We start from the raw sequence: 26,497 nt of genomic DNA, 5'->3' as shown, positions 1-26,497 counted from the left end.
TATCTTAAAAATTATAACATTAGGAATAATGGGGTTCAAGGTTGAGTATCAAAGTGAAGTATCTCAATATTTAATAAACATATAGAAGGGAAAATTGGGATTTTATAGAATAATATAGTGTGGTTTACTTTTAAACTTAAAAATGTACTTTGAAGAGATTAGTGAAAGATAAGTTGAGTTGTCTAACGACATTCATAGAAGGGAGGAATCAAAAATGAAAAACTTAAAATCCTTACTAGATCCATATAGGGGGTTACCAAAGGAAATATATATAATATTCATATCAAAAATAATAAATGCCATGGGATGTTTTGTAATGCCCTTACTTACTCTTATACTTACAGAAAAAATAGGATTATCAAAATCATTAGCAGGAACATATATAAGTATTTCAGGTCTTATATTTATGTTTATTCCAATTTTAGGTGGGAAATTAGCTGACACTATAGGCCGTAAAAAAATTATAATTGTATTTGAAAGTCTATCAGCATTATTTTATATCATTTGTGGGCTTATGAATCCATCTATGAATATGATTTATGTACTTATGATTGCAGCTGCTTTTATGGCGATGGCAGGACCAGCACATGAATCCTTAATTGCTGATTTAACAACTCCAGAAAATAGAGATGGTGCTTATGCTTTGTCATATATGGGATGGAATATAGGATTTGCTATTGGACCAGTTATTGGAGGGTTATTGTATAAAAATCATTTATCAATTGTATTCATTGGGGATGCAGTAACTGCAATTATAGCATTATGTCTATTAATGTTCTTTGTTAAGGAAACAATACATCTATCAAAAGAGGAAATTGTTGATGAAAGCAGAAAGCTAGAAATGAGAGAAGAAGGTTCAATTATATCGGTGTTACTAAAAAGACCACTTCTAATTTATTTTGCATTATGTGCTTTTGGTTATAACTTTGTATATTCTCAATGGGGCTTTGCATTGCCTATGCACGTGGAGCAGAATTATATAGGTTCAGGAGCAAAATATTATGGTTTTTTAGCAAGTTTTAATGGACTTGTAGTTATGTTTTTTACACCAGTAATAACTAAAATGTGTGAAAAAACCAATAATATTAGAAAAATGGTTTATGGAGGATTATTATATACTGTTGGATTTGGAATTTTAGGATTTTTAAATACTTTGATGGTTTTCTTTATATCAGTATTTATATTTACTCTAGGGGAAATTGTATTGTCAATAAGTGTTAGTCCATTTATTGCAAATCACACACCTGCTTCACACAGGGGAAGAATGAATGCAGTAATTCCAATGATTTTAGGAGCAGGATACACCTTTGGTCCTTTCGTTGTAGGCAAGGGGTTAAAGTATATGAGCATGGAATCAGTATGGATTATACTTGGGATAATAGCTTTTGTATCTTCAATATTTATGTACAGGCTTGAAAAATATGAAAAAAAATCCTCATTACTAGAGGAGTAGAGTAAAATTTAATGTAGGCGGTAAGTAACTTGTGAACTTGACAGTTATTTACCGCTAATTTTTTTTGTATAACAAAGTTCATCTAAAATAAGACTGAAAAATCTATTATTTTCAAAGTCTATATTAGGCATCGTTTCAAACCAATAGCTCCGAATAAATCATGGCTTTCAGAGGTGAATTAAATGTTTTCAAAATATTAAGAAAATTATTCCATAATTTATTTTGTTAATATAGAATTGATGATATAATATTTTGTAAGAAATGTTTTTTAATTATTAAAATGTAAAAAAATAAAAACAAAATTTAAGATAAAAGGGATGCAATAGATTATTTTGATTTAGATGCAGTCAAAGGACGTGTAAAAAAATGAACCTGAATATCAAGGTTATCCAGATTTCTGCTAGAAGGGGCAAGGAAATTGATGAGTGGGCTGACTGGATAGGTACTGAAGTTAAAATTTAGAATAAATAATAAGACCATAGCGAAATTTAATTTGGGGGTAATAGATGTGGTAAATGAAAAAGTATTAGAACTTGCCAATAAGATTAGTAGGGCAAAGCGTGGTTCGAAATTAGAAATTACGCCAGAACATCCGGAATATAAAATTTTGGAGAATGTTGTTACAGACGAGATGGTAGAAGTAGCACTTTGTCTTGAATTACGTAAACCCAAGAGTGCAGAAGAAGTGGCTGAAATATGTGGTAAATCTGTAGAGGATACAAAAAGAATTTTATGGGATTTAGCAGTTGCCGGTGTTTCTCTTATTGGTGAAAAAGATGGTGTTGATAAATATTGGTTTGAGGTTTGGGTTCCGGGACATATGGAAATGATAGTTAATCACCCACATAAGGAAAATATTAAAAACTTTAGGCAAATTGGCGAGGCTTTTGATGGATACGGGAGAAAAAGAGCCCCAATAGCCGCAGGGGTTTTTCCTGTAGGAACAGGAGTGATGCGTGTAATCCCTATCGAAAAATCCATTGAAGGGGAAACTAGAAGAGCATCCTATGAAGAAGTTTCCAAATATCTAAGGGAAAATACTCTTTTCTCAGTTTCAGATTGTTCTTGCCGTACATCAAGAGAAGCTATGGGAGAAGGTTGCGGTCATTTGAAGGAAGATATGTGTATTCAGCTGGGAGATGCTGCTGAATTCTATATCCGTACAGGTAGAGGCCGAAAGATTAACCGTGAAGAAGCTTTTGAAATTATTAAAAAAGCTGAAGAAAATGGCTTAATGCATAGTATACCAAATACCGATGGACCTGGAAAAACCCATGCTATTTGTAACTGCTGCGGTTGTTCCTGTTTATCTTTGAGAAATGCTAGTATGTTTTTAAACAATGATATGGTGCGTTCAAATTATATTTCACAAGTGGATAAAGATAAATGTGTTGCTTGTGGAGAGTGTGTTCAGGTTTGTCCTGTTAATGCATTGAAATTAGGTCAGAAATTATGTACTAAAACTCCAATTATTGAAGAGCAGAGAGAAGATTTCCCATCTAATACAGAGTGGGGTCCAGATAAATGGAATGTGGATTATCGTACAAATAGAGAAAATGTTGTTGAAACCGGTACAAGTCCTTGTAAAACAGAGTGTCCAGCTCACATATCTGTTCAAGGGTATATTAAGTTGGCTTCTCAAGGAAGGTATAAAGAAGCACTTGAACTTATCAAGCACGAAAATCCCTTTCCAGCAGTATGTGGACGTATCTGTCCAAGGAAATGTGAATCCGCTTGTACAAGAGGTGATATCGATGATCCCGTTGCTATCGATGAAATCAAAAAATTTATTGCGGAACAAGATTTAAATATGGATAATCGCTATATGCCAAAATTGAGACATGAATACGGAAAGAAGATTGCCATTATCGGTGCTGGACCTTCAGGTCTCTCTTGTGCTTTCTATTTAGCAATTGACGGTTATAAGGTAACTGTGTTTGAAAAACAAAAAGCACTTGGTGGTATGTTGACACTTGGAATCCCATCTTATAGATTAGAAAAAGAAGTAATTAATGCAGAAATTGATATTTTGAGAGAGTTAGGCGTTGAATTCAAAACCGGTGTTGAGGTTGGTAAAGATGTAAGCCTTAAATATTTAAGAAGCCAAGGGTATGAAGCATTCTATCTTGCAATTGGAGCTCAAACTGGTAGAAAACTTGGATTAGAAGGTGAAGATGCAGAAGGCGTTGTTACAGGTGTTGATTTCTTACGAGATGTAAACCTAGGTAATGACATAAAACTTGAAGGAAACGTGGTTGTAATCGGTGGTGGTAACGTTGCTATTGACGTTGCAAGAACTGCTACAAGAGTTGGAGCTTCAAAAGTTGAGATGTTCTGTCTTGAAAATAGAAAGGAAATGCCAGCTCTTGAAGAAGAAATTGAAGAAGCAATGGGGGAAGATATCGGTATTAACAATTCTTGGGGTCCTAAAAGAATTCTTCAAGAAAATGGACGTGTTGTAGGTATAGAATTCAAAAAATGTCTTTCAGTTTTCGATAAAAGTGGAAAGTTTAATCCTACTTTTGATGAAAAGGAAACAAAGATTGTTAAGACAAACAATGTTCTCATTTCAGTAGGTCAAGGAATGGATTGGGGAAATTTATTAGAAAATAGCAAAATAGAATTAAATCCAAACAAGACAATCAAAGCAGATTCCTTTACGCTGCAGACAGGAGAGTCAGATGTATTTGCAGGTGGAGATGCATTGACAGGTCCTAAGTTTGCTATCGATGCCATTGCGTTGGGTAAAGAAGGTGCAATTTCAATTCATCGTTATGTTCATCCTGGACAAAGCTTAATTCTAGGTCGTGACAGGAAAGAGTACCATGCCCTTGATAAAGGAAACTTGACTCTTGAAAGCTATGATCGTATGCCTAGACAAAGAGCACTACCTGTAGATGGAAAGAAATCAAGAGAAACCTTTAAAGATTTGAGATCTACATTTACAGAAGAGCAAATGAAGAAGGAAGCAGAACGTTGCCTTGGCTGCGGTGCTACAACTAGAGATGAGTACATGTGTGTAGGTTGTGGTGCATGTACAACTAGATGTAAGTTCGACGCTATTTCACTTGTAAGAAAATATGACGCTGAAGGCGTAGAGCTAGAAAAGCTTAAACCGATAATTATTAAAAATATGATTAAGCGTAAAGGAAGAATCGCTATTCATAAGATTAAAAAGTCCTTGGGTGGTCAGAAAAAGGGCAGTAACAAAAATAAATATCAAGCTCAACAGAAAGGTCTCTCAAACACAACTGGGGTGTAAAATTTTCAAGGAAGAATCGCTAGATATAGTGGTTCTCCTTTTGCTTTAAGAAAAATATTTTAAGGGAATTAAATAAAGAGGGATTGTCTTATTATTCTATTGGTTTCTTTTGTTAAGTAGAGTGGTATTAGGTGTATTATTCAAATGTTTATTTGATGTGAACATAAATTTTAGGTCACTACTTTTGGGTTTCTGAAAATAATTCCACATAAATCAAGACTTTCAGACATGAAGTCACCTATTTTTTAAAATATTTAGAAAATTGTGCAATAACTTATTTTGTTAATATTGATTTTATGTTACAATAATTTTGTAAACGATGTTATTTTGTTCTTAATATAAAAAAATAGAAAGTTTAACATAAAATGGGGGTAGAGATAATATGGATAAATATAAGGTTCTTGAAATCAAGCAAAGTGTTTTTGAAGACAATGATAGACAAGCAGATTTGCTTAGAGAAGAATTGAAAAAAGACAAGACATTTTTGTTGAATTTGATGTCATCACCTGGTTCGGGGAAAACAACAACAGTTTTAAGAACAATTGAAGCTTTAAAAGATGAAATGAGAATTGGAATTTTAGAAGCTGATATTGACTCAGATGTTGATGCTCATACTGTTGCGCAGACTGGTACAAAAGTAATTCAATTGCACACAGGTGGGATGTGTCATCTCGATGCAGATATGACCAAACAAGGTCTATTGGGACTAGGAACAGAAGATGTTGATTTTGCTATTTTAGAAAATGTAGGGAATTTGGTGTGTCCAGCAGAATTTGACACTGGTGCATCAAAAAATGCAATGATTTTAAGTGTACCAGAGGGAGATGATAAACCTCTAAAATATCCTTTAATGTTTTCTATTGTAGATGTTGTGTTAATTAATAAGATGGATGCAATAGATTATTTTGATTTTGATTTAGAGGCAGTCAAAGAGCGTATAAAAAAATTAAACCCAAATATCAAGGTTATCCCAATCTCTGCTAAAAAGGGCGAGGGAATTGATGAATGGGCTGACTGGATACGTAATGAAGTGAAAAATTGGAACGAAAAATAGGGTTATAATTAAATTTTACTTTGGGGGGAATACATATGGCAAAAGAAAGAGTATTGGATCTTGCGAATAAGATTAGCAGGACAAAACGTGGGTCAAAAACAGAAGTTAGGCCGGAACATCCGGAATATTATATATTGGATCCTGTTGTTACAGATGAAATGGCAGAAGCAGGTCTTTGCCTTGAATTACGTAAACCTATGAGCGCAAAAGAGATTGCTCCTCTATGCGGTAAATCTGTAGAGAAAACAGAGGAACTTTTATGGGCATTGGCAGATGCCGGTGTTGCCTTTGTTAACAAAATTGATGGTGTTGATAAATACTGGCATGAAATTTGGGTTCCAGGTCATATGGAAATGATGGTTAACAATAAGGAAAACGTTAGAAAGTACCCGCAAATTGCCAGGGCTTTTGATGCATATGGTAAAAAAAGAGGCCCAGTGGCAGCAGGAATTGTTCCTGTAGGTTCAGGTCCAATGCGTGTAATTCCAATCGAAAGATCCATTGAAGGGGAAACTAGAAGTGCATCCTATGAGGAAGTTTCCAAATATCTTAGAGAAAATACTATTTTCTCAGTTTCTGATTGTGCTTGCCGTACATCAAGAGAAGCCATGGGGGAAGGTTGCGGCCACTTGAAGGAAGATATGTGTATTCAGATGGGACATGCTGCTGAATATTATATCCGTACAGGCAAAGGTAAAGAGATTACCCGTGAAGAAGCTTTTGAAATTATTAAAAAAGCCGAAGCAAACGGTTTAATGCATAATATACCGAATACAGATGGTCCTGGAAAAACTCATGCCATTTGTAACTGCTGTGGTTGTGGATGCTTTGCTATGAGACTTGCCAATATGTGGGCAAATCCTGATATGATACGTTCAAACTATGTTTCACAAGTTGATAAAGACAAATGTGTTGGCTGCGGAGAGTGTGTTGAAAATTGTCCTACTAATGCATTGAAAGTAGGTCAGAAAATATGCTCAAAAATACCTATTATTGAGAAGAAAAGAGAACTTCCATATGACACAGAATGGGGTTCAGACAAGTGGAATCCAGATTATCGTACTAATAGAAAAGTTTCTGTGGATACTGGCTCAAGTCCATGTAAAGCAGAATGTCCTGCTCATATCGGAATTCAGGGGTATATAAAGCTGGCATCTCAAGGAAAATATACTGAAGCACTTGAGCTTATCAAAGAGGAAAATCCATTTCCTGCAGTATGTGGACGTGTCTGCCCAAGATATTGTGAATCAGCTTGTACCAGAGGCGATATTGATGATCCTATTGCTATAGATGATATCAAGAAATTTATAGCTGAACAAGATTTGAATACAGGTCATCGCTATGTGCCTAGGATAAAACATGAATATGATAAAAAAATTGCTGTTGTAGGTGCAGGCCCTTCTGGTCTTTCATGCGCTTACTACCTAGCTGTTGATGGGTATAAGGTAACGGTGTTTGAAAAACAAAAAGTTCTTGGTGGTATGTTGGCACTGGGCATCCCTGCTTTCAGACTTGAAAAAGATGTTGTTAATGCAGAAATAGATGTGTTGAAAGAATTGGGTGTTGAGTTTAAGACAGGTGTTGAAGTGGGTAAAGACGTAAGTCTTAAAGACTTAAGAAGTCAGGGATTCAAAGCATTCTATCTTGCAATAGGTGCTCAAGCAGGAAGAAATCTAGGTATCGAAGGTGAAGATGCAAAAGGTGTTATCACTGGCGTTGATTTCTTACGTAAGGTTGGTCTTAATGAAGATGTAAAAATGGAAGGAACGGCTATTGTAATCGGAGGAGGTAACGTTGCTATTGACGTTGCTAGAACTGCTACAAGAGTGGGTGCTTCAAAAGTTGAGATGTTCTGTCTTGAAAGCCGTGAGGAAATGCCGGCTCTTGGTGAAGAAATTGAAGAAGCAATGGCAGAAGACATCAGCATAAACAATTCCTGGGGACCAAAACGCATTGTTACTGAAAATGGACGTGTTGTTGGTGTGGAATTCAAAAAATGTATTTCGGTCTTCGATGAGAATAAAAGGTTTAATCCTAAATTCGATGAAAATGAAACTAAGATAGTTAATGCAAGTAATGTGATGATCTCAGTAGGTCAGGCAATGGACTGGGGTAACCTGATTGCAGACAGCAAAGTAGAGTTGAATCCAAACAAGACAATTAAAGGTGATCTTATTACATTACAAACTGGTGAGTCAGATATATTCGCCGGTGGTGATGCATTTACAGGTCCTAAGTTTGCTATCGATGCTATTGCTATGGGTAAAGAAGGTGCAATTTCAATCCATCGTTTTGTTCAGAATGGACAAAGTTTGATTATCGGTCGTACTAAGAGAGATTACATTGCATTTGATAAATCAACTCTTAATCTTGAAGGATACGATAGTATTCCAAGACAAAAAGCAGGTCATGCTGAAGGAAATACATGCAAAGACACTTTCAAGGATTTACGTGGTACATTTACAGAAGAGCAGATTAAAAAGGAAACTGAACGCTGCCTTGGCTGTGGTGCTACAGTTGTAGATGAATACATGTGCGTAGGATGCGGTGCTTGTACTACAAAATGTAAGTTTGATGCAATCAAACTTGTAAGAAAGTATGATAATGCAAATCCAGAATTTGCTGATATGAAGTCTACCATAGTAAAATACGCGTTAAAACGTAAGGTAAGAATTGCTATAAAAAAGCCAGCAAAATTCTTTGGATCAATGTTCTCTAATGAAAAATCCAAGTAAGATAAATTTATAAATTATACAAAAAAAAAAGACGGGGGAATGCAAGTTCCTCCGCTTTTAAACTTTGATAAGAGAGGTGAGTTCCTTTGCACGAATTAGGCGTTGTAATTAATGTCATTGAAAATGTTGAAGACTTTGCAAAAAAAAATGGAGTAACAAAAATCGATAAATTAGTTCTCCAGATTGGCGAGCTCTCATCAATGATCCCAAAATATATTCAGGCGTGTTACCCAGCTGCAGTGGATGGTACGTCATTGCAAGAGACTAAATTAGAAATTGAGATATTACCAGGAAATGCTCTTTGCAAAGAGTGTAACAAAGTTTTTAATCTCATTGAGAATAAAGGTAAGTGTCCAAACTGCGGAAGTAAAGACTTTGAGATATTAAGCGGAAGAGAGTTTATGATCAAAGAAATCGTTGCTTGCTAAAATGAGACTCAGAAGCTGAACCTTAAATTCATATTTGAATTTTATTTGGTATAAAAAACGAAGTTTTTTCCAAAATACATCTATAAAAATATTGATTTAAAATATTAAGTTTAAAAGTCATAATTAAGTTTAAAAGTCATAATTAAGTTTATGGCTTTTTATTTTATCATTAAAATTGTGTAAATTATTATATAATGTTAAAATAAGGTGATGAAAAATTTTATAATGAAAGGGATAAAAGGAATTTATGTTTTACAAGTAGGAGGTTTTTAATATGGACAAGAAGAATATTGAAAAACAAAAACGGATAGAAAGTTATGAGAGTAATCGTTTGGAAATGTTAAACCAAGGATTTAATGAAAATATAGGGATTATTTCTATACTAAAAGCAAATCTTATGGCATTTATAACTGCGGCACCAATAGTCGTTGTTTGTTTTATTTTATATATGTTAAAATGGAATACTATCAGTTTTTCTTTTGAAGGAAATGGAATTTTCATGTTGATTTTGTACTTTCCAGTAATGGCGTTTTTTTTCGCAATTCATGAAGTTATACATGGGATAAGTTGGAGTTTGTTTTGCAAAGATAAATGGAAAAGTATTCATTTGGGTGTTGTATGGGAAAAATTAACTCCATATTGCCATTGTAAGGAACCATTGAAGTTTGGGGGTTATATATTTGGTGGTCTGATGCCTCTTATGATTTTGGGAATTGGATTATTTGCAATATCTTATTTTATTGGAAGTGGAGCTCTTATGTTTATTAGCTTGATAAACATTTTAGGGGCTGGCGGAGATATAACCATTGCATTAATGTTATTAAAGTATCGCGATGCATATATTTTAGACCATCCAACAGAATGTGGATTTATAGCATTCACAAAAAACTAGGATGGACCGGTATAGAGGATTTAAGGAATATTATATGTTAGCTTTATACTAAGGTAATATATAATATTTATTAATTAAATAAAATTGTTTTTATAATCTTCCTTTGATATAATCATATAAATATTAAAAATATTTATATTTTATATAAAATGGAAGATTTTAAAATATAGCTGTTGTTTTTATATGACAAAATAGTATTACTGGGAGGCAACATATTGAGAGAATTTGATACAATGGCATTACAAGCCGCTACAGATGAAAAAATACTTAATCAGTTTATTGAAGAAAATCAATTTTTTATCTTAAAATGTGTTTCTTCAATTACCCACCGATATATTACAAAAAATGATGATGAATGGTCACTGGCACTTGTGGCATTTAACAAAGCAGTACAATCCTACGATTTTAATAGAGGTAGCTTTGTTAGCTTTGCTGAAATGATTATTCGTTGTCAGCTTATTGACCACTACAGAGCACAATCTAAGTATAAAAATGAAATAGCAGTTAATCCTAAGGTATTTGATACAGAATCAAATGATGATGATGAAAATCTTCATATTAGACTAGCAGTAGTGGACAAGGTACATAAAAATAAAGATAATACGCTGCAATATGAGATTAATGATGCTAATGAAGCATTTGCTAATTTTGGATTTTCATTCTTTGAACTTTCAGAATGTTCCCCGAAAGCAGAAAAAACAAAAAAGTCATGTGCAAAAGCAGTTGTTTTTATTTTGAAAAATCCACTTTTAATTGAAGAAATTTATAATCTAAAACAACTACCATTAAAAATAATTGAAAAAAATACAAAGGTACCCCGAAAAATTTTGGAACGTCACCGTAAGTATATAATAGCGGCAGTGGAGATACTTTCCGGAGAGTATCCCGGCCTCGCAGAATATATGCGGTTTATCAGAAAGGAGCTAGATAGATGAAAGCGGTTATTGTAGAAATACGTGAAAAATATGTAGCAGCCCTATCTGATGATGGTTGCATAGTAAAAATAAAAAATAATAATTATGCGATTGGACAGGTGATTGAAATGAAAAAACAAATAACAAATAAATTTAAAAGGATTGCTATTTATACCGCAAGTGCTGTTGCACTTGTAATTGCGGGTGGTGTATATGTCTACACAACACCTTATACTTATGTAAGCCTTGATGTAAACCCATCTATCGAATACTCCCTTAATAGATTTGAACGTGTTCTTTCTGTCAAAGGAGTGAATAGTGATGGAACTGAAATTCTCAAAGAAATTGACCCAAGTAATCTAAGTAATATGAAAATTGATGATGCATTAAAAATTACTGTAGAACAACTTTCGCAAGATGGATATTTTGATGGTGATGTGGAGGGTGGAATTATAATTTCAACATCTTCAGAAGATTTGGAAGAAGCAGAAGAACTTGCCACTGAACTTGGCGAAAGTGTGATAGACAATACAGAAGAAAATGGAGATACAGTTGAGGTTGAATCAATCAGTGTAGGTGAACAACGTGTTAAGGAAGCCAAAGAACTTGGTGTCACACCAGGTAAGTTGAATCTTGTGCAGAAGTTACAAGCAAGTGCAAAAGACCCTAATAGTATAGACCTTCAGGAATGGCTAAACAAACCAGTAAAAGATATTATGCATGCAATAAAGGAAAATAAAAAAGCTGAGAAAGAAAACTCATCTATTTCTTTACCAGATAAGGAAGAAACAGATAGTGATAAAGCTGAAATAAATGAAGAAAATACTGTTGATAAAGCAGTAACCAATGAAGAAAAAGTAGCTAACCAGGCACAGATAGGTGAAGAAAAGGCCGCTGATAAAGCAGTAACCAATGAAGAAAAAGTGTCTAATAAGGCAAAAACAGGTGAAGAAAAGTCTGCTGATAAAGCAGTAAGTAACCAAGAAAAAGAGGCTAATAAGGCAGAGGTAGGTAAAGAAAAGGCTACGGAGAAAAAAGAAGACAATCAAGGAAAAGCTCCTGATAAATCAGAAAATAATGAGAAAAAAGAAAATTCCAATGGGAATTCTAATGGAAATAATAATGGGAATAAAAAATAATAATTAGTTATTGAAAGATGCTACACTATTTTATTAAGTTTGCACAAAGTTTTTTGCGTGGCCAGTTCTGGTTAGCTTAGACTTTTGGACAAGTAGAAAAAGCACAAGATGTTATTAAATATCTTGTGCTTTTTTATGCTAATAACCAAGTCTGGTTTATCGGGATATTTAGATGCTTCTAGTGGAGAATATATTTTTATTATTCCTTTGAAATTAGTGTTGCAAATTTGCTTGACTAGGTCATATTCAGGATATGGATGATGATTTGTATGAAAAAACTTCTTACGGAAGAAGTAATAAATAGTAAATCTAAGGACTATAAATTAGTTTAGGTGTATTATTAAAGTAGGTATTATTAATTTCATAGCAAAAAGATTAGGAGGCGTTTTTATGACCATAAAAATGAAAAATGTAAATAAAATATACAAAAGCGGAGAAGTGGAAACATTGGCTTTGAAGGATATAAATTTGGAGATACAGAAAGGTGAGTTTATTGTAATATTAGGACCTAGTGGAAGTGGAAAAAGTACAATGTTAAATGTAATAAGTGGATTAGATACACCAACTTCTGGGGAAATAATTATTAATGATGAAGATATAAGTAATTATAATGAAGAAAAGCTTACTAGATTTAGAAGAAAGCATTTAGGATTTATTTTTCAACAATATAATTTATTACAAAGCTTAAATGTAGAAGAAAATATAGAAATGGGTGCAGCTATAGGGAAAAATCCTTTAAATAGTGAGGATATAATAAAGGCAGTAGGACTTCAGGGGATGGAAAAGAAGTATCCATATCAGTTATCTGGTGGAGAACAGCAAAGGGTATCTATTGCTAGGAGTATATGTAAAAATCCAAATATACTTTTCTGTGATGAACCTACAGGAGCTCTTGATGAAAAAACAGGTAAACAGGTTTTAGAAATTATACAAAATATGAATGAAAAATATAAAACAACTACAATACTTATAACTCATAATCCGAGTATTGCTCATATGGCAGATAGAATTATTAAGATGAATTCAGGAAGAATAGTGGAAGAAATAAAAGTAACATCAAAATGGAAGGCTAGGGATATACAATGGGCATAAAGATGTTATTTAAAAACACTTTAAAAACTTTTAGTAATAAGAAGTTTCAGCTATTATCCATAGGAATAATTATTTGTTTAAGTGCCTTCATTTATACCACTATGAGTTATGCCATAGAAGGCTTAAGATCACCAATGGAAAACATGATGAAGGAAAATAAACAAGAGTCTTTTTCAATTGACATGATAAATGCTTTAACTGAACAGGAGATAATGAATTTAAAAATAGAGGATAGTGCAAGATATAGTATTTTAAGTGTAATGGACATAAAAAAAGTCAATCCACAGCTTTATTATAAGGTTTTAAAAGATAGAAAAGATAAGTTTAATAAATTCTATGAGGGATATAACTTAGAACTTAGAGAATTTAAAGATATTAATTTTACCACAAATGGACAAGGTCATAAAATTAGAGTTTTTAAAGCAGGAAAAGATATAAATATATCCTTAATTGAAAAGGGGCGAGGACCAGAAAAAGCTAACGAAATTGCTATAAATAGAGTTTATGCTGAAAAGAATAATCTTAATTTAAGCGATAACTTTGTATTAAATGGTAAGGAATATACTATTTGTGGATTTGTTACTTTCCCAGATTTTAATATGCCTATGATGGGTAATGAATTCATAATAGACAATTCAAAGATTACAGTTGGCTTAACTACTGATGAAGAGTATGAGAATATTAAAGGTGCTGTGGAAAATTGCTATTTTGCAGGCATAGGAAATATAGATGATTTTGATAATAAAATTGTAAAAACTTTCAAGGATAATAAGGATTTAAGCTTTATAACTAATATTACTCTAACAGAAAATCAGTTAAGGAGTGGTGCGATTTATGAAGAATTGAAATCTGGAAAAGCGGCTACTCTTGGAATTAGTATGATAATTGCATCCATAGCAGTGCTTATTGTTGCTATAATAACCTATAAGATTTTGAAAAGTGAAAAGTCACAAATAGGTGTTTTAAAAGCTCTTGGATATTCAAAATATGAAATAGCACTGCCTTATATTATGCTATTAATTATAGTATCGTTACCTATGTTAGTTGGGGGATATTTTTTAGGCACATTGGCAGCAGAACCAATGAAAAATTTATATTTAGAGTTCTATTTATTGCCTAATGTACCTATAGAAACAGATTTTAGTGTGGTACTTACTGCCATAGTATTACCACTAGTTTTCACAGTTGGATTTTCGTCTATAATTATAATGAAGATGCTATCTAAAAAATCCATTGAACTTTTGAGATCAGGAGAGAATGAAAAGGTAGGATATGTAAATAAACTAGTAAATAAACTTTTGAAAAATTCAAAGGTACAAACTAGATATAAATATTCCTTTATTTTTAGAAATACATCTAAGTTTTTAGTGTTTTTCATTGGTATTAGTTTTGCATCAATGCTTATTATTATGAGTTTTATGATGAGTGATTTCTTCGATAAAATGACTATAGACAATTATAAAAGTACAGCTTATAAATACCAAGGATATGTGGATTTTACAAAGACACTACCAAAGTTAAATAATGGGGAAGAAAAGTTTATAGATGTACAAAATGCAAAGTATGGTGGAGATAATATATCTATAAAAGGAATTGAGGCACACAATAAATTATACAATGTATTCAATGAAAAGGAAGAAAATATTACGAGCAAATTAAAAGAAGGGATTATAGTAAATAAAAGCTTTTCCATAGCTAAAGATGTAAAAAAAGGTGAAAAAATCAAGGTAGAAATAAATAATAAAGAGTATGAAAAAGAAGTAGTTGAAGTTTCTAAAGATTATGGAGAATCCACAGTTTATATGAACAGAGAAGAGCTTAGTATGAACTTAGTCCAGGGAAAAAACTTAGATAATGAAGATAAAGTCAGCTTCTTTACAGGTATTTATTCAGAAAATGAGCTAAATAAAGATGACTTTTTAACTGTAATAAATAAAAATGATATTATGGAACAGGCTGGTTTAATGCAAAAATTCATGAAGATTTCTATTTATGGTATGATAGGAGCTGCAATTGTAATAGCTGCATTAGTGCTTTATGTCTTAACAACTTTAACTATTGAGGATAATTATTATAATATTTCATTGCTTAAGGTAATGGGTTATAGTAAAAAAGAAGTAAATAATATGATGCTTAATAGTTACTTAGTTTATGCCATGTGCTCTTATTTAATCAACATACCAATAACCATATTATCTATGGATATAATGATAGGATACATGGGAAAAACCTTTAATATGGTACTTCCATTTGAATTCCAATGGTTTCAAGGGGTTCTCGGACTTATTATAGTAGTAGTTATTTTCCTTCTAGGTTCTTATGGAGCAAAAAGAAGAATTGGAAATGTTGCATTACAAGAAATCTTAAAAGCATACAGAGAGTAAGAATAGATATAAACAAATTCTTGAAATTAAAATAGTGGCTATCTTAAAGGATTTATATTAAGATAGCCACTATTTCATTATATAGTTTTGTATAATATAATCCCTTAATATTTAATTTAGAAATCTAATGAAATCATATTTAGCTATATAATTTCTGCTTAGCAAGTAATGCTATTTCATCATTTTTTTTATTCTTTTCATAAATCTTTTTAGTGTATTAGAAATTCTCGAATTCATAATATTTCTCCTTTCTTTATTGGTAATGCTTATATTATTTGCAAAGAGATAAGATAAAATTCTTAACATGTAAAAATTATTTATAAACTCTTTAAGGTGATTATTTATATGAGAGAATTTAAACAGTGTAATACATATAACCAATAAGCTATATTAAGTTAATTTTTAATATGGCTTAATTTACTTATACACCTTCAATGAACTTAACTAGCACAACAGATTAGTATATGGTATAATTAACTGTGAAAATAATACAATTGGTAAGCAAAGGAATGACATATATGGCTGTTATTGAATGGAAGAGTTTTTTAATTCCTTATGATCAAGCAGTAGAGGAGTTAAAAGTAAAGTTTAGAAGTATCAGAAGAGAACTTAGGAAGAAAAATGAATATTCACATATAGAGTTTGTAACAGGAAGAGTAAAGGAAGTCTCAAGCATACTGGAGAAGGCAAATAAATTTGATATACCTTTAGAGAGAATTCAGTATGAGATGGAGGATATTGCTGGACTAAGAATCATGTGCCAATTTGTTGATGATATTGATAAGGTAGTAAATATAATACGTGGAAGACGTGATATGCAAATAATCTATGAAAAGGATTATGTTACTAATGTTAAATCAAGTGGCTATAGAAGTTATCATATGATTATAAAATACCCTGTAAACATGTCAGATGGCATGTGTGAGGTTTTAGCAGAGTTTCAGATTAGAACCTTAGCTATGAACTTTTGGGCTACAGTGGAGCATTCATTAAACTATAAATATAAGCATGACATACCGGGGGATATTAGAATGAAGCTAAAGAATGCAGCAGATGCAGCCTTTAACTTGGATACGGAGATGCTTACAATAAAGGATGAAATTAAAGATGCGCAAAAGTTGTTTGAAGTGAAATCTTCCTTAGTAAGTAATATCGTTGAAAATATATTAACATTATCTTCTCAAGGGAAAATAGGAGAGGCTTCAAGATTTACAGAAGAATTAAATAAACTTTTAGAGGTTGGAGAAGTCTTTGAACTTACAAGTCTTTTAGAAGAAACTAAAAAAGTTCTTGATAGGTATAATAGATAGACACACAAATAATATATCCCTCATATAATGATATATAACAATATTTGACTGAGGAATATAATATGAGTGAACAATTAATAAAAATTAAGTCAACTACTTATGGAGATAACCACATAGACGCTATAGTTGAAACTGATGGCGATAAAAGAGCCGTTATTTATGGTAGAGTAATAGATAAAAATAATAAACCTGTAAGTGATGCTGTAGTAAAGTTGATTTTACTTCAGGACCCTAGTGATCCACTAAGTATTTTACCTATAACTCATAGCTTTACAGATGAGTATGGTCAATTTTTATTTGGACCATTGCCTCCAAATGAAACATACTTAATAAAGATATGGCATGATGATATATTTATTAAATCAGTGACTGTAAAAGCAAAAGCTACAAACCATAGTTGTATTACAGTAAGAGAAAGTGTATCTTCAGAAAAACTTAAACTGACAAAGAAATTGCCAGTTAATCATAGTGAAAAATAAAAATCAGAGGATTTACCTCTGATTTTTTATTATTAGTTAGCAACTATATTTACAAGTCTTCCTTTTATAACTATAACTTTTCTAACTGTTTTTCCTTCGATAGTAGCTTTAATTGTTTCATCATTTAAAGCTGCTTCTTTTATTTCATCCTCAGAAGAAGATGTTGAAATATTAATTTTAGATTTAATTTTACCATTAACTTGGATTGCAATTTCAACCTCATCTTTAACTAAAGCAGCTGGGTTAAACTCAGGCCATTTTTCATTGAATACTGAATATCCCATTCCAAGGTTTTCCCATTGTTCTTCACTGAAGTGAGGAGCAAATGGAGCAAGAAGTTTAATATAGTCAACTAATACTTCCTTTAGGAAATTAGTGTTTTTAACCTCTTCGTTTATATATTTATGAAGTGCATTTGTAAGCTCCATAAGTCTTGCTATAGCAGTGTTAAATTGAAGCTTTTCAGAATCCTCACTAACACCTTTAATTGCAAAATGTCTCCAGTAGTTAAGCTCTTTTTCAGCTCCATCTATAGTGTCTTTAGTAGCTTTGTCACATTTGATTTCAGAAATAGCAGAGTCAAGAGTTCTTTCTATTCTATCTACAAATCTACCTATAGATTTTAGACCGTCATCACTCCAAGCTCCACCGTCAATGTAACCAAAACCAAACATTAGGTACATTCTAAATACGTCAGCACCATACTCTTTGATATAGTCATCAGGTGAAATTGTATTTCCTTTAGACTTACTCATTTTTTGTCCATCAGGTCCTAGAATTAATCCTTGGTGAGTTAATGATAGGAATGGCTCATCAAAGTTTAAAAGTCCCATATCTCTAAGTGCTTTAGTTATAAATCTAGCATATAGAAGGTGCATACATGCATGCTCAGGTCCTCCTACATATTTATCAACAGGAAGCATTTTATTGATTAATTCTGTATTGAAAGCTTCTTCTGTATTCTTATTGTCGGCATATCTTAAATAGTAGAATGAAGAACAAACAAAGGTGTCTAAAGTATCAGCATCACGGTGAGCGTGACCACCACACTTAGGACAAGTTGTATTCATAAATTCCTCACAGTTTGCAAGTGGAGATTTTCCATCTGGTGCAAATTCTACGTCATATGGAAGCTCTAATGGAAGTTGTGACTCAGGTACTGGAACAGTTCCACATTTATCACAGTGAATCATAGGAATTGGAGCTCCCCAATATCTTTGTCTAGAAACTAACCAGTCACGTAGTCTGTAGTTAACTTTTTTCTTACCAAGACCAAGTGTTTCAAGTTCTCCAACCACTGCATCTTTAGCTTCTTCACCCTTAAGTCCATCGAATTTACCACTGTTAACCATTGGGCCATATTCAGTAAATGGTAGAGCTTCTCCACCTTGGATAACTCTTTCAATTGGAAGAGCATACTTTTGTGCAAAAGTATAGTCACGGTCATCGTGAGCTGGAACTGCCATAACTGCACCAGTACCATAGGTATTAAGTACATAGTCTCCAACCCAGATTGGAATAACACGGTTGTTTATTGGATTTATAGCATAAGAACCAGTGAATACTCCAGTTTTTTCTCTAGAGATAGATTGTCTTTCTATATCAGTTTGCTTTGCAGAAGATTCCTTATAGGCTTCAACAGCAGCTTTATTTTCTTCAATAGTAAGTTTATCTACTAATTCATTTTCAGGAGCAAGAACAACGTAGCTAACTCCAAATAGAGTATCAACTCTTGTAGTAAAGGTACTAAATTCAATATCAGAATCCTTAACTTTGAAAGTTACTTCAGAACCTGTAGATCTACCTATCCAATGTTTTTGCATGGATTTAGTTTTTTCAGGCCAATCTAAAGTATCAAGTTTTTCTAAAAGCTCATCTGCATAGTCAGTGATCTTAAGGAACCATTGTGTTAAGTTTTTCTTAGTTACTTCACTTTCACATCTCTCACAAGCACCATCTACAACTTGTTCGTTTGCAAGTACAGTGTTACAGCTAGGGCACCAATTTACTGGAGCATTCTTTCTGTATGCAAGACCCTTATCATAAAGTTTTAAGAATAACCATTGAGTCCATTTATAGTAGTCGGGTCTACAAGTTACAACTTCATTTTCCCAGTTAAACATTGCTCCCATAGCCTTAAGTTGTTTTTCCATAGTTTCAATATTCTTATCTGTAGAATCCTTAGGATGCACTCCAGTTTTTATTGCATAGTTTTCTGCTGGCAATCCAAAAGCATCAAAGCCCATTGGTTGGAACACGTTATATCCCTGCATTCTTTTCATTCTAGCCCATGAATCTACTGGTCCATAGTTAAACCAGTGACCTGCATGAAGCTGACTTCCAGATGGATAAGAGAACATCTCAAGAACGTATAATTTTTTATCCATTCTATTCTCATCAAATTTATATAACTGTGTTTCTTCCCATTTATCTTGCCACTTTTTATCAGTAGCAGTTCCATATTTAGCCATAGTAATCCTCCTCATTGATACATGTAAAGTTTATTAATAATGGACTATATTTTAGTAGATTGTTGAAAATGGTGTCAATATTATCTGAGTGCAATGCCATTTGCAGGGTTCTTGAATTTACTTAGGCTTTGGGAGGGGGAAAATCGTTAAAAAATACAACCTGTTTGAGAGAATGCGAGTTGTTGTATTTTAGATTTTTACCTGACCAAAGACTTTAGTAAATCAAGGTTCTGAAACGGCTTAGCGAGGATAATATGATACCAGAATTAACACTTGCATAAAATACAGCCAAATAAAAAAAGCCTTCATCTCTTATGTAAAGAGACGAAAACTTGTAATTCCGCGGTACCACTCTATTTAGACCATAAAGGTCTCACTTAATAAGATAACGGGTTAATCCGTACTTGATTTTGTCAAGTAAACTCATAGGTAAGTTCATATACCCTTATTACTACATCACACCACACTGTAGTTCTCTGAAAATAAAGTATTATATTACTACTCCTAATCACTGTAATGATTTATTAAGTTTTTTAAAATTATACATTAAATCTATAGTGAATGTCAAGTTATTTAAATCGCCTACCTCTTATATTATTAACGAATACGGTAAGTACATAGTCAAATACAAAGAAAGCTACATTTCCCATTAGAATTAAGGGGATTTCTAAACTTAAGCTTGGCATAAAGAATTCCTTGTATAGAACAAAGGATAGTAAAGTAACTGCATTAAAATATAGAATCTTTAATACTAATTCTAAAAATGTATTTCTACGTTGTTCTATAAAAAGTTTCACTATACCATAGGGTCCAAAGATTATAGTGTATAAAATCCAAAGTGTTTTATCAGGTATAATAAAATATGCTAGGATTGATGATGCAACATATACCAGTACACTAGTTTTAACATCGCTTATAATTATAGCTAGTGGAATAAGTGCAGAGGTTAATCCAAGCAAAAATAAAGTGTTAAAGGTTAAAAAATTTGCAGCATATAATATAATTAGGGTTAAAGCAATAAGCATACCACCCTTTGTTAGATTAGAAGCTTTAGTATTTTTCATAAAAACCTCCTTTTAACAACAACTAATACAATCTCCACCCATACATTCGCAACAAGTATCTAGCATCCAAATATTCATGCATGTACTACACATATCATTAGAACTATTTCGTTGACCGTAGTAGTTATTTCTATAAGATGTTTGTGTCTGGTTTAGTTGGTTGGCCACTTGTCTATATTCAAAGTTGTTTGGTTCCATTCTGCAAGCTGTATTTATTAGATTATTGGCACTGTCATACCAACCTTTTCTAAGATGTACAACTCCCATTAAAAAGTTCCATTCTGCATTTCTATTGGAAATGGCATTAAGTTTTCCTTCAGCACCTCCAATATTTCCTCTGTTGATGTCCATTCTAACAGCTTGAAGAGAGGGGTCATTATAGTTAGATGAGGTTCCATTATAGTTAGAGGAAGACCCATAACTTCCGTTAGAACTAGAACCATTCTTCTTAGATAAAGCATCATAGGCTTCGTTTATTTCTCTAAGTTTTTCTTCTGCTAAGTCTTTAAGTGGGTTGTTCTCATACTTGTCTGGATGATATTGTTTTACTAGCTCTCTATAGGCTTTTTTTATTTCTTCTGGAGAGGCATTTTCTTTAACTCCAAGTATTTCATAAGGATTATTCATGTTTATTGTCACTCCTTGATTTTATAGTTTCTATTTTATTCATAAGTCCTAATTCTAGTATATTAAATAGTAGATCTTTATTTTTTTCTAAGGGAAGTTTGTTTAAAGCTTCCACGGTGGCATTGGCACTCATTAAAAGGTTGAACTCCATTCTATTTCTTTGCTCTAACATTAAATCCTCATAACATAGATTTGAAGTATTAAAGGCTTTGTTTATAGCATTAAACTTATTTTTTGACATATCATCTTTTAAGTCATCATAGGCATCTATTATATAAATCCATCTTCCTAGGTTATATCCAAGTTGATATAGATCTTCATGAAAATCTTTATCTTTATAATAATAGGATATGATAAATCCTGTTAATGATGCAAAACTATCACTAAGTTCATCTATAGAAATATAGTCTTCAGATTTCTCTAGTATACCTAGATTTCTTATATTGTCCTCTATATTATTTAATAGAGGAGATAGGTCCGAATTACTATTATTTATGAATTTTTTAATGTATAAAGAAATAAATTTTTTGTTCAGAGCATTATCATCGTTATAATCGTCCAAAAGCTTGTAATAAACTAGTGCCACATTGCAAAAGCTTGCATAATCTAGAGCTTTGTTATTTATAACCTTTGGTTTTTTCTTCATAGGATGAGCGATACATCTGTTAACTACATATTCATGAGGGATATCCTCTAAGCTATCTAAAAGTATTCCTAAGAAGGTCATATCATAGTTTAAGGACATTCTACATAAGTTAGAAAAATTATTTTTAATAGATATACAAAGTCCACAGTAGTAGGCTTTAAACATCTCATAGTCTTTTATTTTTAGTTCCATTTTATATGGCATTACATAACCAAACATTATACTCCTTTAATTGGCCCTTCACTATTTAATATTTCAAATATAGTTTGTGAGGTTGTATCTTCCATTGTATATCCTAGAAGAAATACAATTTCTTTTATTTCGTCCTCATCCATAGATTCAATCTCTAGATAGGGGAAAGGGCAAAAGTTTTTATCATTTATATCAATCTCAACAAGAGAATTCTTATATTTATAACTTTCTCTATGCTTTTTAATTGATTCTACTAGTTCTAGTCCTAAAGATGTGAAAATTTGAGCACCGACGATGCTATTATCTATTATGACTTCATTTTCTTCCATGATTTTATATTTATCTTGGCTTAGAAGTTTCTTTGTAGTCATATAATTTACTATTATGTTTTTCAAGTTATCTTCTACAACTCTAATTCTGGCATAACCTTTTTTACTTAGAAGTCTTCTATCTGGAAAATCGTAAAGGTTGTTAACTTGATTTTCATCTTTAACCTTTTCACAACCAAGATTGATTAATTTGTTTTTTATTTCTTCAACATTTATTCTTAAGATTCTAGTTTCTATTTCCTTCAAGGATAACACTCCTTTTTATTTATTGATGTAATTATATCCTATGTTAAAGATTATAACAAATTTTATTGATATTGTTAAAAGAAAATATATAATTATTTGTATATGGATAGAAATCGAAATAGAATATATAATATATATTGGGGAATTTAAGGAGGAAATAATAATGGAGTATATAAATGAAATTAATATAAATCAAGCAATAATTCATATTCTGGATAATAATGCAGATGAACCACTTTTAAATGAATATCCGTTAGAGTTAACGGAAGAGGTTTATACCTTCGTTTTTAAACATATACAAAGATGTTTAAAGGATGAGGAACTTAAGTATGCTGTTTTTAATAAAGAAAGAAATATTGTAAAGGAAGTATCACAAGAGTATTTAAGTGGGGAGAACAATTTAATAGATATATCAAAGGAACTTGCAAGTCAAATGTTTATATTAATGAGGTCAAAGGGAAGCATTCCTTCTTGTGATTTACTTACAGTAGCATTTACAACAGAGTGTGGTGCGTTTTTAGGTATATTTAAGATGGACTATATTAAAAATTATATGCATAATGTAGAGTTCGTAGAGGGGAAAATTGGAATAGATATAATTCCTCAGTTTACAGGACTTCCTTCTAGTAGCTCAAGAATACAAAAATGTGCATTTATTAAAAATATAGCTAGTGACAATGAGTATGATCTATTGGTTATAGATAAACAAAGCAAAAACAATAAAGATAATAATGACTATGGTGCAAATTATTTTATAGATAATTATTTGGGATGTACTGTTATAGAAAATGAAAGAGATAAAACAAAGCAATTTTTAAAGGTAGCTGAAAAGTGGACTCAAACTGCTCTAAATGAAAATGCTGAAGGGCAAGAGATAGTTCGTAGAGAGGTTAAAAGAAGACTTAGAGAAGAAGATAGTATTGATTTAAATACCTTTACTGAAGAAGTATTTCAAAATGATAAAGAGATGAAAGAAAATTTTAAAACCTTTGCTAAAGAAAGCGGAGTAAGTGAAAAAATAGATTTAGATAAACAATGGGTGGAAAAGAAACTTAAAAGAGTACGTTTGAAAATTGATAAGGACATAGATATTTATATTTCTGAAGAAGCCTACAATGATATAAATAGATTTGAAATTGAGAGAGTTGGAGATGGAAGTATAAATATGTTAATTAAACATATTACTAATTACACAGAAAAATAGAAGTGTAAAAAAATCCTGAAAATTGAATGTATAATAAAAAAACATGGAAATTAATTTCCATGTTTTTTTATTAAGATATTATTTCATAGAGTCAGTTGATCCTAGAAGAGTTGTGATTTTTCCTTCAACCAATGCTTGAAGATTACTTCTTCCAACACCAAGATATTTTCTTGGGTCAAACTCGCTTGGTTTGTCAGCAAATACTTTTCTGCAAGAACCAGTCATACAAAGTCTGATATCAGTATCCATGTTAATTTTACAAACTGCCATATCAGAAGCTTTTCTTAACATTTCAACAGGAACACCTTTAGCTCCTTTAATCTCTCCACCGTTTTCATTACACATTTCAACGTATACTGGATCTACAGAAGAAGCTCCGTGAAGAACGATTGGATATTTTTCAAATCCAGCTTCTTCTAATTTTCTTGTAATAGTTTCAAGTCTAGCAAAGTCAAGCTTAGCTTCACCTTTAAATTTATATGCACCGTGGCTAGTTCCAATAGCGATTGCTAATGAATCAACTCCAGTTCTTTTAACAAAGTCAACAGCTTGATCTGGGTCAGTGTAAGTTGCATCTTTAGTATCAACCTTTACATCATCTTCAACGCCAGCAAGTTTACCAAGCTCAGCTTCAACTACTACTCCCTTAGAGTGAGCATAGTCAACAATTTCTTTAGTAAGTCTTACGTTTTCTTCATAGTCATAGTGAGAACCATCGAACATAACAGATGTAAATCCATTTTCTATACAAAGTTTGCAAGTTTCAAAAGAATCACCGTGATCAAGATGTAATGCTATATCAAGTCCACTTTCTTCTACTGCTGCAAGTACCATGTGTCTTAAATATTCAGGTCTCATATACTTAAGAGCGCCTGCAGAACATTGTAGGATTACTGCAGAGTTTTGAGCTTTTGCTCCGTCTACAATTCCTTGAATAATCTCCATATTATTAATGTTGAATGCTCCGATAGCATATTTGCCTTCAAAAGCTTTCTTAAACATTTCTTTAGTAGTTACTAATGCCATAATGTTATTCCACCCTTCATATTTTATGATTAAGTTTACAGTTCTATTATAATTGAAACTGTAAGTAAATGCTATATTGAAATCCACTTTTTGAAAGTTTAAACAAGTTAGTGGTAATTTTCAGATAAATCGTTAAATGTTAATGTAACAATAGTAATATTTGAATATTTAATGTGTGAATTTTCTGCAAATAATTCTTACATTAATTCAAGTATATGTATTTATGCTTTTAAAATACATTACCTATATTTACAGATTCCATTTCTTTAACCCGATTTATTAAGGTTTTTACTACATGAATTGTTGCTAAAGCTTCAGCTTTGTTTTCACATTTGGTATATTGACTAAGTTTTATAACCTCACTATATATATTATCAAAATCACTATGATTTAAAAAAAGAGTAAGATTTGTTACGTGACCTTCGTATATGTTCAGTAATTCAAAGGATAGCATGTAACCATCATCCCAATTATCATCCACTATATTCTCTTCAATTTTTGAAGAAACATCAAGAAGTTTATCACAGGTTAATACAATATATTTACTGGCAAAGAATAGAAAGAATACCATGAGAAAAAACATAATGTAAGTTGTAATCATACTTTTCATTGAAAATTACGACTCCTTTTTATATTTATTATTAGTATGAGTTTTAGTATCTTTTAGTTGATAATAGAATTTAAACTCATTTGAATAGACAATAGCTATAAACACATCCTTTGGATTTTTAATATTATTGTGTATTAGCTCTTTTTCAAGCCAATATTTATCTTTTTCAAGTGATTTTAAGTTTTCAAAATTTATAATTCCATCTAAAATTACCGGCATTGGAAGAGGTTCATTATCAACTTCCACATTTAAGTCATTTCGTGTAGGTGGTTCGTAAGGTTTGTATGGAAGAACTGATATATCACCATCGGTCTCAAGAATGGCAAAATGTATTTCATTTAAGTTGAAATATCCCTTTAGTCGAAGCTCTGAAAGTAAATCATCAAGGTTATACCTAAGATGTTTCAACTCCTGAATGTTTACTACACCATCTTTAATTATTATGCTAGGCTTACCACTTAAAAGAGATCTAAATCTTTCACTTTTCAACTCTAAAAATGAGGTGACCATTTGCAAAAATACTAATGTAGTTATAGGAACTAAAGCATATATTAAGGGGATTCGGTTATCACCCATAGGAAGAGCAGCAAGCTCAGAAATCATTAGTGCTACGACTAAGTCTACAGGTTCAAGTTCTCCAATTTGGCGTTTGCCCATAAGTCTCATGATAAAAACTAAATAAATGTATAAAATTATTGTTCTGATAATTAAAATAAACATAAATATCACCTATATTTCTAAACATAATAATGATAAGTATATTATGTGCAAAATAAATTAAATTATTTGTTTTTTTCTAGTTTCATATTTACAATTATGTAATATAATAAATAATACCACTATGTAATTAGTTATCATAAGTATGAAAGTTGAAGTCATTGAAAGGTATATAGCTTTAACTTTATTACATATACATATAATAAAAAGTAGATAATTGGGG

Annotated in this window: 21 protein-coding genes and 1 other annotated feature; of the genes, 13 read left to right on the top strand and 8 right to left on the bottom strand. The window is 31.8% G+C overall.

Features of this window, described 5'->3' with window-relative positions; all coding sequences use genetic code 11:
* Positions 1-214 precede the first annotated feature (214 nt).
* The 12 genes from RSD37_RS00330 to RSD37_RS00275 all read left to right on the top strand — a co-directional run bounded on the left by RSD37_RS00330 (position 215) and on the right by RSD37_RS00275 (position 17,142).
* Positions 215-1,453, top strand: coding sequence for an MFS transporter (locus RSD37_RS00330; protein ID WP_346944701.1), 1,239 nt, complete (start codon positions 215-217; stop codon positions 1,451-1,453).
* A gap of 508 nt (positions 1,454-1,961) precedes the next feature.
* Positions 1,962-4,715 carry an FAD-dependent oxidoreductase gene (locus RSD37_RS00325; protein ID WP_346944700.1) on the top strand — a complete coding sequence of 918 codons (2,754 nt, stop codon included), beginning with the start codon at positions 1,962-1,964 and terminating at the stop codon, positions 4,713-4,715.
* 382 nt (positions 4,716-5,097) lie between these two features.
* On the top strand, positions 5,098-5,769 hold the full coding sequence (hypB, locus tag RSD37_RS00320; RefSeq protein ID WP_346944699.1) for a hydrogenase nickel incorporation protein HypB: 672 nt from the start codon (positions 5,098-5,100) through the stop codon (positions 5,767-5,769).
* A 35-nt stretch (positions 5,770-5,804) separates the two neighbouring features.
* Positions 5,805-8,504: an FAD-dependent oxidoreductase gene (locus RSD37_RS00315; RefSeq protein WP_346944698.1), complete on the top strand. Its 2,700-nt coding sequence runs from the start codon at positions 5,805-5,807 to the stop codon at positions 8,502-8,504.
* A gap of 86 nt (positions 8,505-8,590) precedes the next feature.
* Positions 8,591-8,932, top strand: a complete 342-nt coding sequence (locus RSD37_RS00310; protein WP_346944697.1) for a hydrogenase maturation nickel metallochaperone HypA — start codon at positions 8,591-8,593, stop codon at positions 8,930-8,932.
* Between the two features lie 274 nt (positions 8,933-9,206).
* Positions 9,207-9,824, top strand: a complete 618-nt coding sequence (locus tag RSD37_RS00305; RefSeq protein ID WP_346944696.1) for a DUF3267 domain-containing protein — start codon at positions 9,207-9,209, stop codon at positions 9,822-9,824.
* Between the two features lie 215 nt (positions 9,825-10,039).
* The gene (gene sigI, locus RSD37_RS00300) at positions 10,040-10,759 is read left to right on the top strand and encodes an RNA polymerase sigma-I factor (RefSeq protein ID WP_346944695.1); all 720 of its coding nucleotides are present in this window, start codon (positions 10,040-10,042) and stop codon (positions 10,757-10,759) included.
* Positions 10,756-11,877, top strand: coding sequence for a hypothetical protein (locus tag RSD37_RS00295; protein WP_346944694.1), 1,122 nt, complete (start codon positions 10,756-10,758; stop codon positions 11,875-11,877). The genes sigI and RSD37_RS00295 overlap by 4 nt, the downstream gene beginning before the upstream one ends.
* A 390-nt stretch (positions 11,878-12,267) precedes the next feature.
* Positions 12,268-12,969 (top strand): ABC transporter ATP-binding protein, encoded by a 702-nt coding sequence (locus RSD37_RS00290; protein WP_346944693.1) that lies wholly within the window; start codon positions 12,268-12,270, stop codon positions 12,967-12,969.
* Positions 12,960-15,353 carry an ABC transporter permease gene (locus RSD37_RS00285; protein WP_346944692.1) on the top strand — a complete coding sequence of 798 codons (2,394 nt, stop codon included), beginning with the start codon at positions 12,960-12,962 and terminating at the stop codon, positions 15,351-15,353. Before RSD37_RS00290 ends, RSD37_RS00285 begins: the two co-directional genes overlap by 10 nt.
* 518 nt (positions 15,354-15,871) lie before the next feature.
* Positions 15,872-16,663: a GTP pyrophosphokinase family protein gene (locus tag RSD37_RS00280; RefSeq protein ID WP_346944691.1), complete on the top strand. Its 792-nt coding sequence runs from the start codon at positions 15,872-15,874 to the stop codon at positions 16,661-16,663.
* 62 nt (positions 16,664-16,725) lie between these two features.
* On the top strand, positions 16,726-17,142 hold the full coding sequence (locus tag RSD37_RS00275; RefSeq protein WP_346944690.1) for a carboxypeptidase-like regulatory domain-containing protein: 417 nt from the start codon (positions 16,726-16,728) through the stop codon (positions 17,140-17,142).
* A 32-nt stretch (positions 17,143-17,174) separates the two neighbouring features.
* Here the strand turns inward: RSD37_RS00275 and leuS are convergent, their stop codons facing one another.
* From leuS to RSD37_RS00250, 5 genes are all read right to left on the bottom strand, one after another.
* Positions 17,175-19,613, bottom strand: coding sequence for a leucine--tRNA ligase (leuS, locus tag RSD37_RS00270; RefSeq protein WP_346944689.1), 2,439 nt, complete (start codon positions 19,611-19,613; stop codon positions 17,175-17,177).
* 317 nt (positions 19,614-19,930) lie between these two features.
* Positions 19,931-20,134, bottom strand: a binding site (T-box leader).
* 48 nt (positions 20,135-20,182) lie between these two features.
* On the bottom strand, positions 20,183-20,677 hold the full coding sequence (locus RSD37_RS00265; protein ID WP_346944688.1) for a hypothetical protein: 495 nt from the start codon (positions 20,675-20,677) through the stop codon (positions 20,183-20,185).
* 12 nt (positions 20,678-20,689) lie between these two features.
* On the bottom strand, positions 20,690-21,304 hold the full coding sequence (locus RSD37_RS00260) for a DnaJ domain-containing protein (protein WP_346944687.1): 615 nt from the start codon (positions 21,302-21,304) through the stop codon (positions 20,690-20,692).
* Complete coding sequence (locus RSD37_RS00255) at positions 21,297-22,169, bottom strand: DUF5685 family protein (RefSeq protein ID WP_346944686.1); 873 nt, start codon at positions 22,167-22,169, stop codon at positions 21,297-21,299. Before RSD37_RS00255 ends, RSD37_RS00260 begins: the two co-directional genes overlap by 8 nt.
* Positions 22,169-22,717 (bottom strand): CYTH domain-containing protein, encoded by a 549-nt coding sequence (locus RSD37_RS00250; RefSeq protein ID WP_346944685.1) that lies wholly within the window; start codon positions 22,715-22,717, stop codon positions 22,169-22,171. Before RSD37_RS00250 ends, RSD37_RS00255 begins: the two co-directional genes overlap by 1 nt.
* A gap of 163 nt (positions 22,718-22,880) precedes the next feature.
* Here RSD37_RS00250 and RSD37_RS00245 point away from each other — a divergent pair, with 163 nt between their 5' ends.
* Positions 22,881-23,921 carry a nucleoid-associated protein gene (locus RSD37_RS00245; protein WP_346944684.1) on the top strand — a complete coding sequence of 347 codons (1,041 nt, stop codon included), beginning with the start codon at positions 22,881-22,883 and terminating at the stop codon, positions 23,919-23,921.
* Between the two features lie 78 nt (positions 23,922-23,999).
* On the opposite strand, the gene fba is transcribed toward RSD37_RS00245, so the two are convergent.
* The 3 genes from fba to RSD37_RS00230 all read right to left on the bottom strand — a co-directional run bounded on the left by fba (position 24,000) and on the right by RSD37_RS00230 (position 26,277).
* Complete coding sequence (gene fba / locus RSD37_RS00240; protein ID WP_346944683.1) at positions 24,000-24,947, bottom strand: class II fructose-1,6-bisphosphate aldolase; 948 nt, start codon at positions 24,945-24,947, stop codon at positions 24,000-24,002.
* 229 nt (positions 24,948-25,176) lie between these two features.
* Positions 25,177-25,557, bottom strand: coding sequence for a DUF4363 family protein (locus RSD37_RS00235; protein ID WP_346944682.1), 381 nt, complete (start codon positions 25,555-25,557; stop codon positions 25,177-25,179).
* A gap of 6 nt (positions 25,558-25,563) precedes the next feature.
* Positions 25,564-26,277 (bottom strand): DUF421 domain-containing protein, encoded by a 714-nt coding sequence (locus RSD37_RS00230; RefSeq protein ID WP_346944681.1) that lies wholly within the window; start codon positions 26,275-26,277, stop codon positions 25,564-25,566.
* Between the last annotated feature and the right edge of the window lie 220 nt (positions 26,278-26,497).

The organism is Clostridium sp. (genome assembly GCF_036646415.1).
Taxonomy (GTDB): Bacteria; Bacillota; Clostridia; order Clostridiales; family Clostridiaceae; genus Clostridium_J.
This window is presented reverse-complemented; position numbering and strand designations above follow the sequence as displayed.

What these genes read in the sequence shown, in the direction of transcription:
- fba (WP_346944683.1), bottom strand. Translation starts at nt 24,947, where the DNA reads ATGGCATTAGTAACTACTAAAGAAATGTTTAAGAAAGCTTTTGAAGGC.
- RSD37_RS00285 (WP_346944692.1), top strand. Translation starts at nt 12,960, where the DNA reads ATGGGCATAAAGATGTTATTTAAAAACACTTTAAAAACTTTTAGTAAT.
- RSD37_RS00330 (WP_346944701.1), top strand. Translation starts at nt 215, where the DNA reads ATGAAAAACTTAAAATCCTTACTAGATCCATATAGGGGGTTACCAAAG.
- RSD37_RS00280 (WP_346944691.1), top strand. Translation starts at nt 15,872, where the DNA reads ATGGCTGTTATTGAATGGAAGAGTTTTTTAATTCCTTATGATCAAGCA.
- leuS (WP_346944689.1), bottom strand. Translation starts at nt 19,613, where the DNA reads ATGGCTAAATATGGAACTGCTACTGATAAAAAGTGGCAAGATAAATGG.
- RSD37_RS00230 (WP_346944681.1), bottom strand. Translation starts at nt 26,277, where the DNA reads ATGTTTATTTTAATTATCAGAACAATAATTTTATACATTTATTTAGTT.
- RSD37_RS00265 (WP_346944688.1), bottom strand. Translation starts at nt 20,677, where the DNA reads ATGAAAAATACTAAAGCTTCTAATCTAACAAAGGGTGGTATGCTTATT.
- RSD37_RS00305 (WP_346944696.1), top strand. Translation starts at nt 9,207, where the DNA reads ATGGACAAGAAGAATATTGAAAAACAAAAACGGATAGAAAGTTATGAG.
- RSD37_RS00260 (WP_346944687.1), bottom strand. Translation starts at nt 21,304, where the DNA reads ATGAATAATCCTTATGAAATACTTGGAGTTAAAGAAAATGCCTCTCCA.
- RSD37_RS00235 (WP_346944682.1), bottom strand. Translation starts at nt 25,557, where the DNA reads ATGAAAAGTATGATTACAACTTACATTATGTTTTTTCTCATGGTATTC.
- RSD37_RS00290 (WP_346944693.1), top strand. Translation starts at nt 12,268, where the DNA reads ATGACCATAAAAATGAAAAATGTAAATAAAATATACAAAAGCGGAGAA.
- hypB (WP_346944699.1), top strand. Translation starts at nt 5,098, where the DNA reads ATGGATAAATATAAGGTTCTTGAAATCAAGCAAAGTGTTTTTGAAGAC.
- RSD37_RS00255 (WP_346944686.1), bottom strand. Translation starts at nt 22,169, where the DNA reads ATGTTTGGTTATGTAATGCCATATAAAATGGAACTAAAAATAAAAGAC.
- RSD37_RS00275 (WP_346944690.1), top strand. Translation starts at nt 16,726, where the DNA reads ATGAGTGAACAATTAATAAAAATTAAGTCAACTACTTATGGAGATAAC.
- RSD37_RS00295 (WP_346944694.1), top strand. Translation starts at nt 10,756, where the DNA reads ATGAAAGCGGTTATTGTAGAAATACGTGAAAAATATGTAGCAGCCCTA.
- RSD37_RS00315 (WP_346944698.1), top strand. Translation starts at nt 5,805, where the DNA reads ATGGCAAAAGAAAGAGTATTGGATCTTGCGAATAAGATTAGCAGGACA.
- RSD37_RS00245 (WP_346944684.1), top strand. Translation starts at nt 22,881, where the DNA reads ATGGAGTATATAAATGAAATTAATATAAATCAAGCAATAATTCATATT.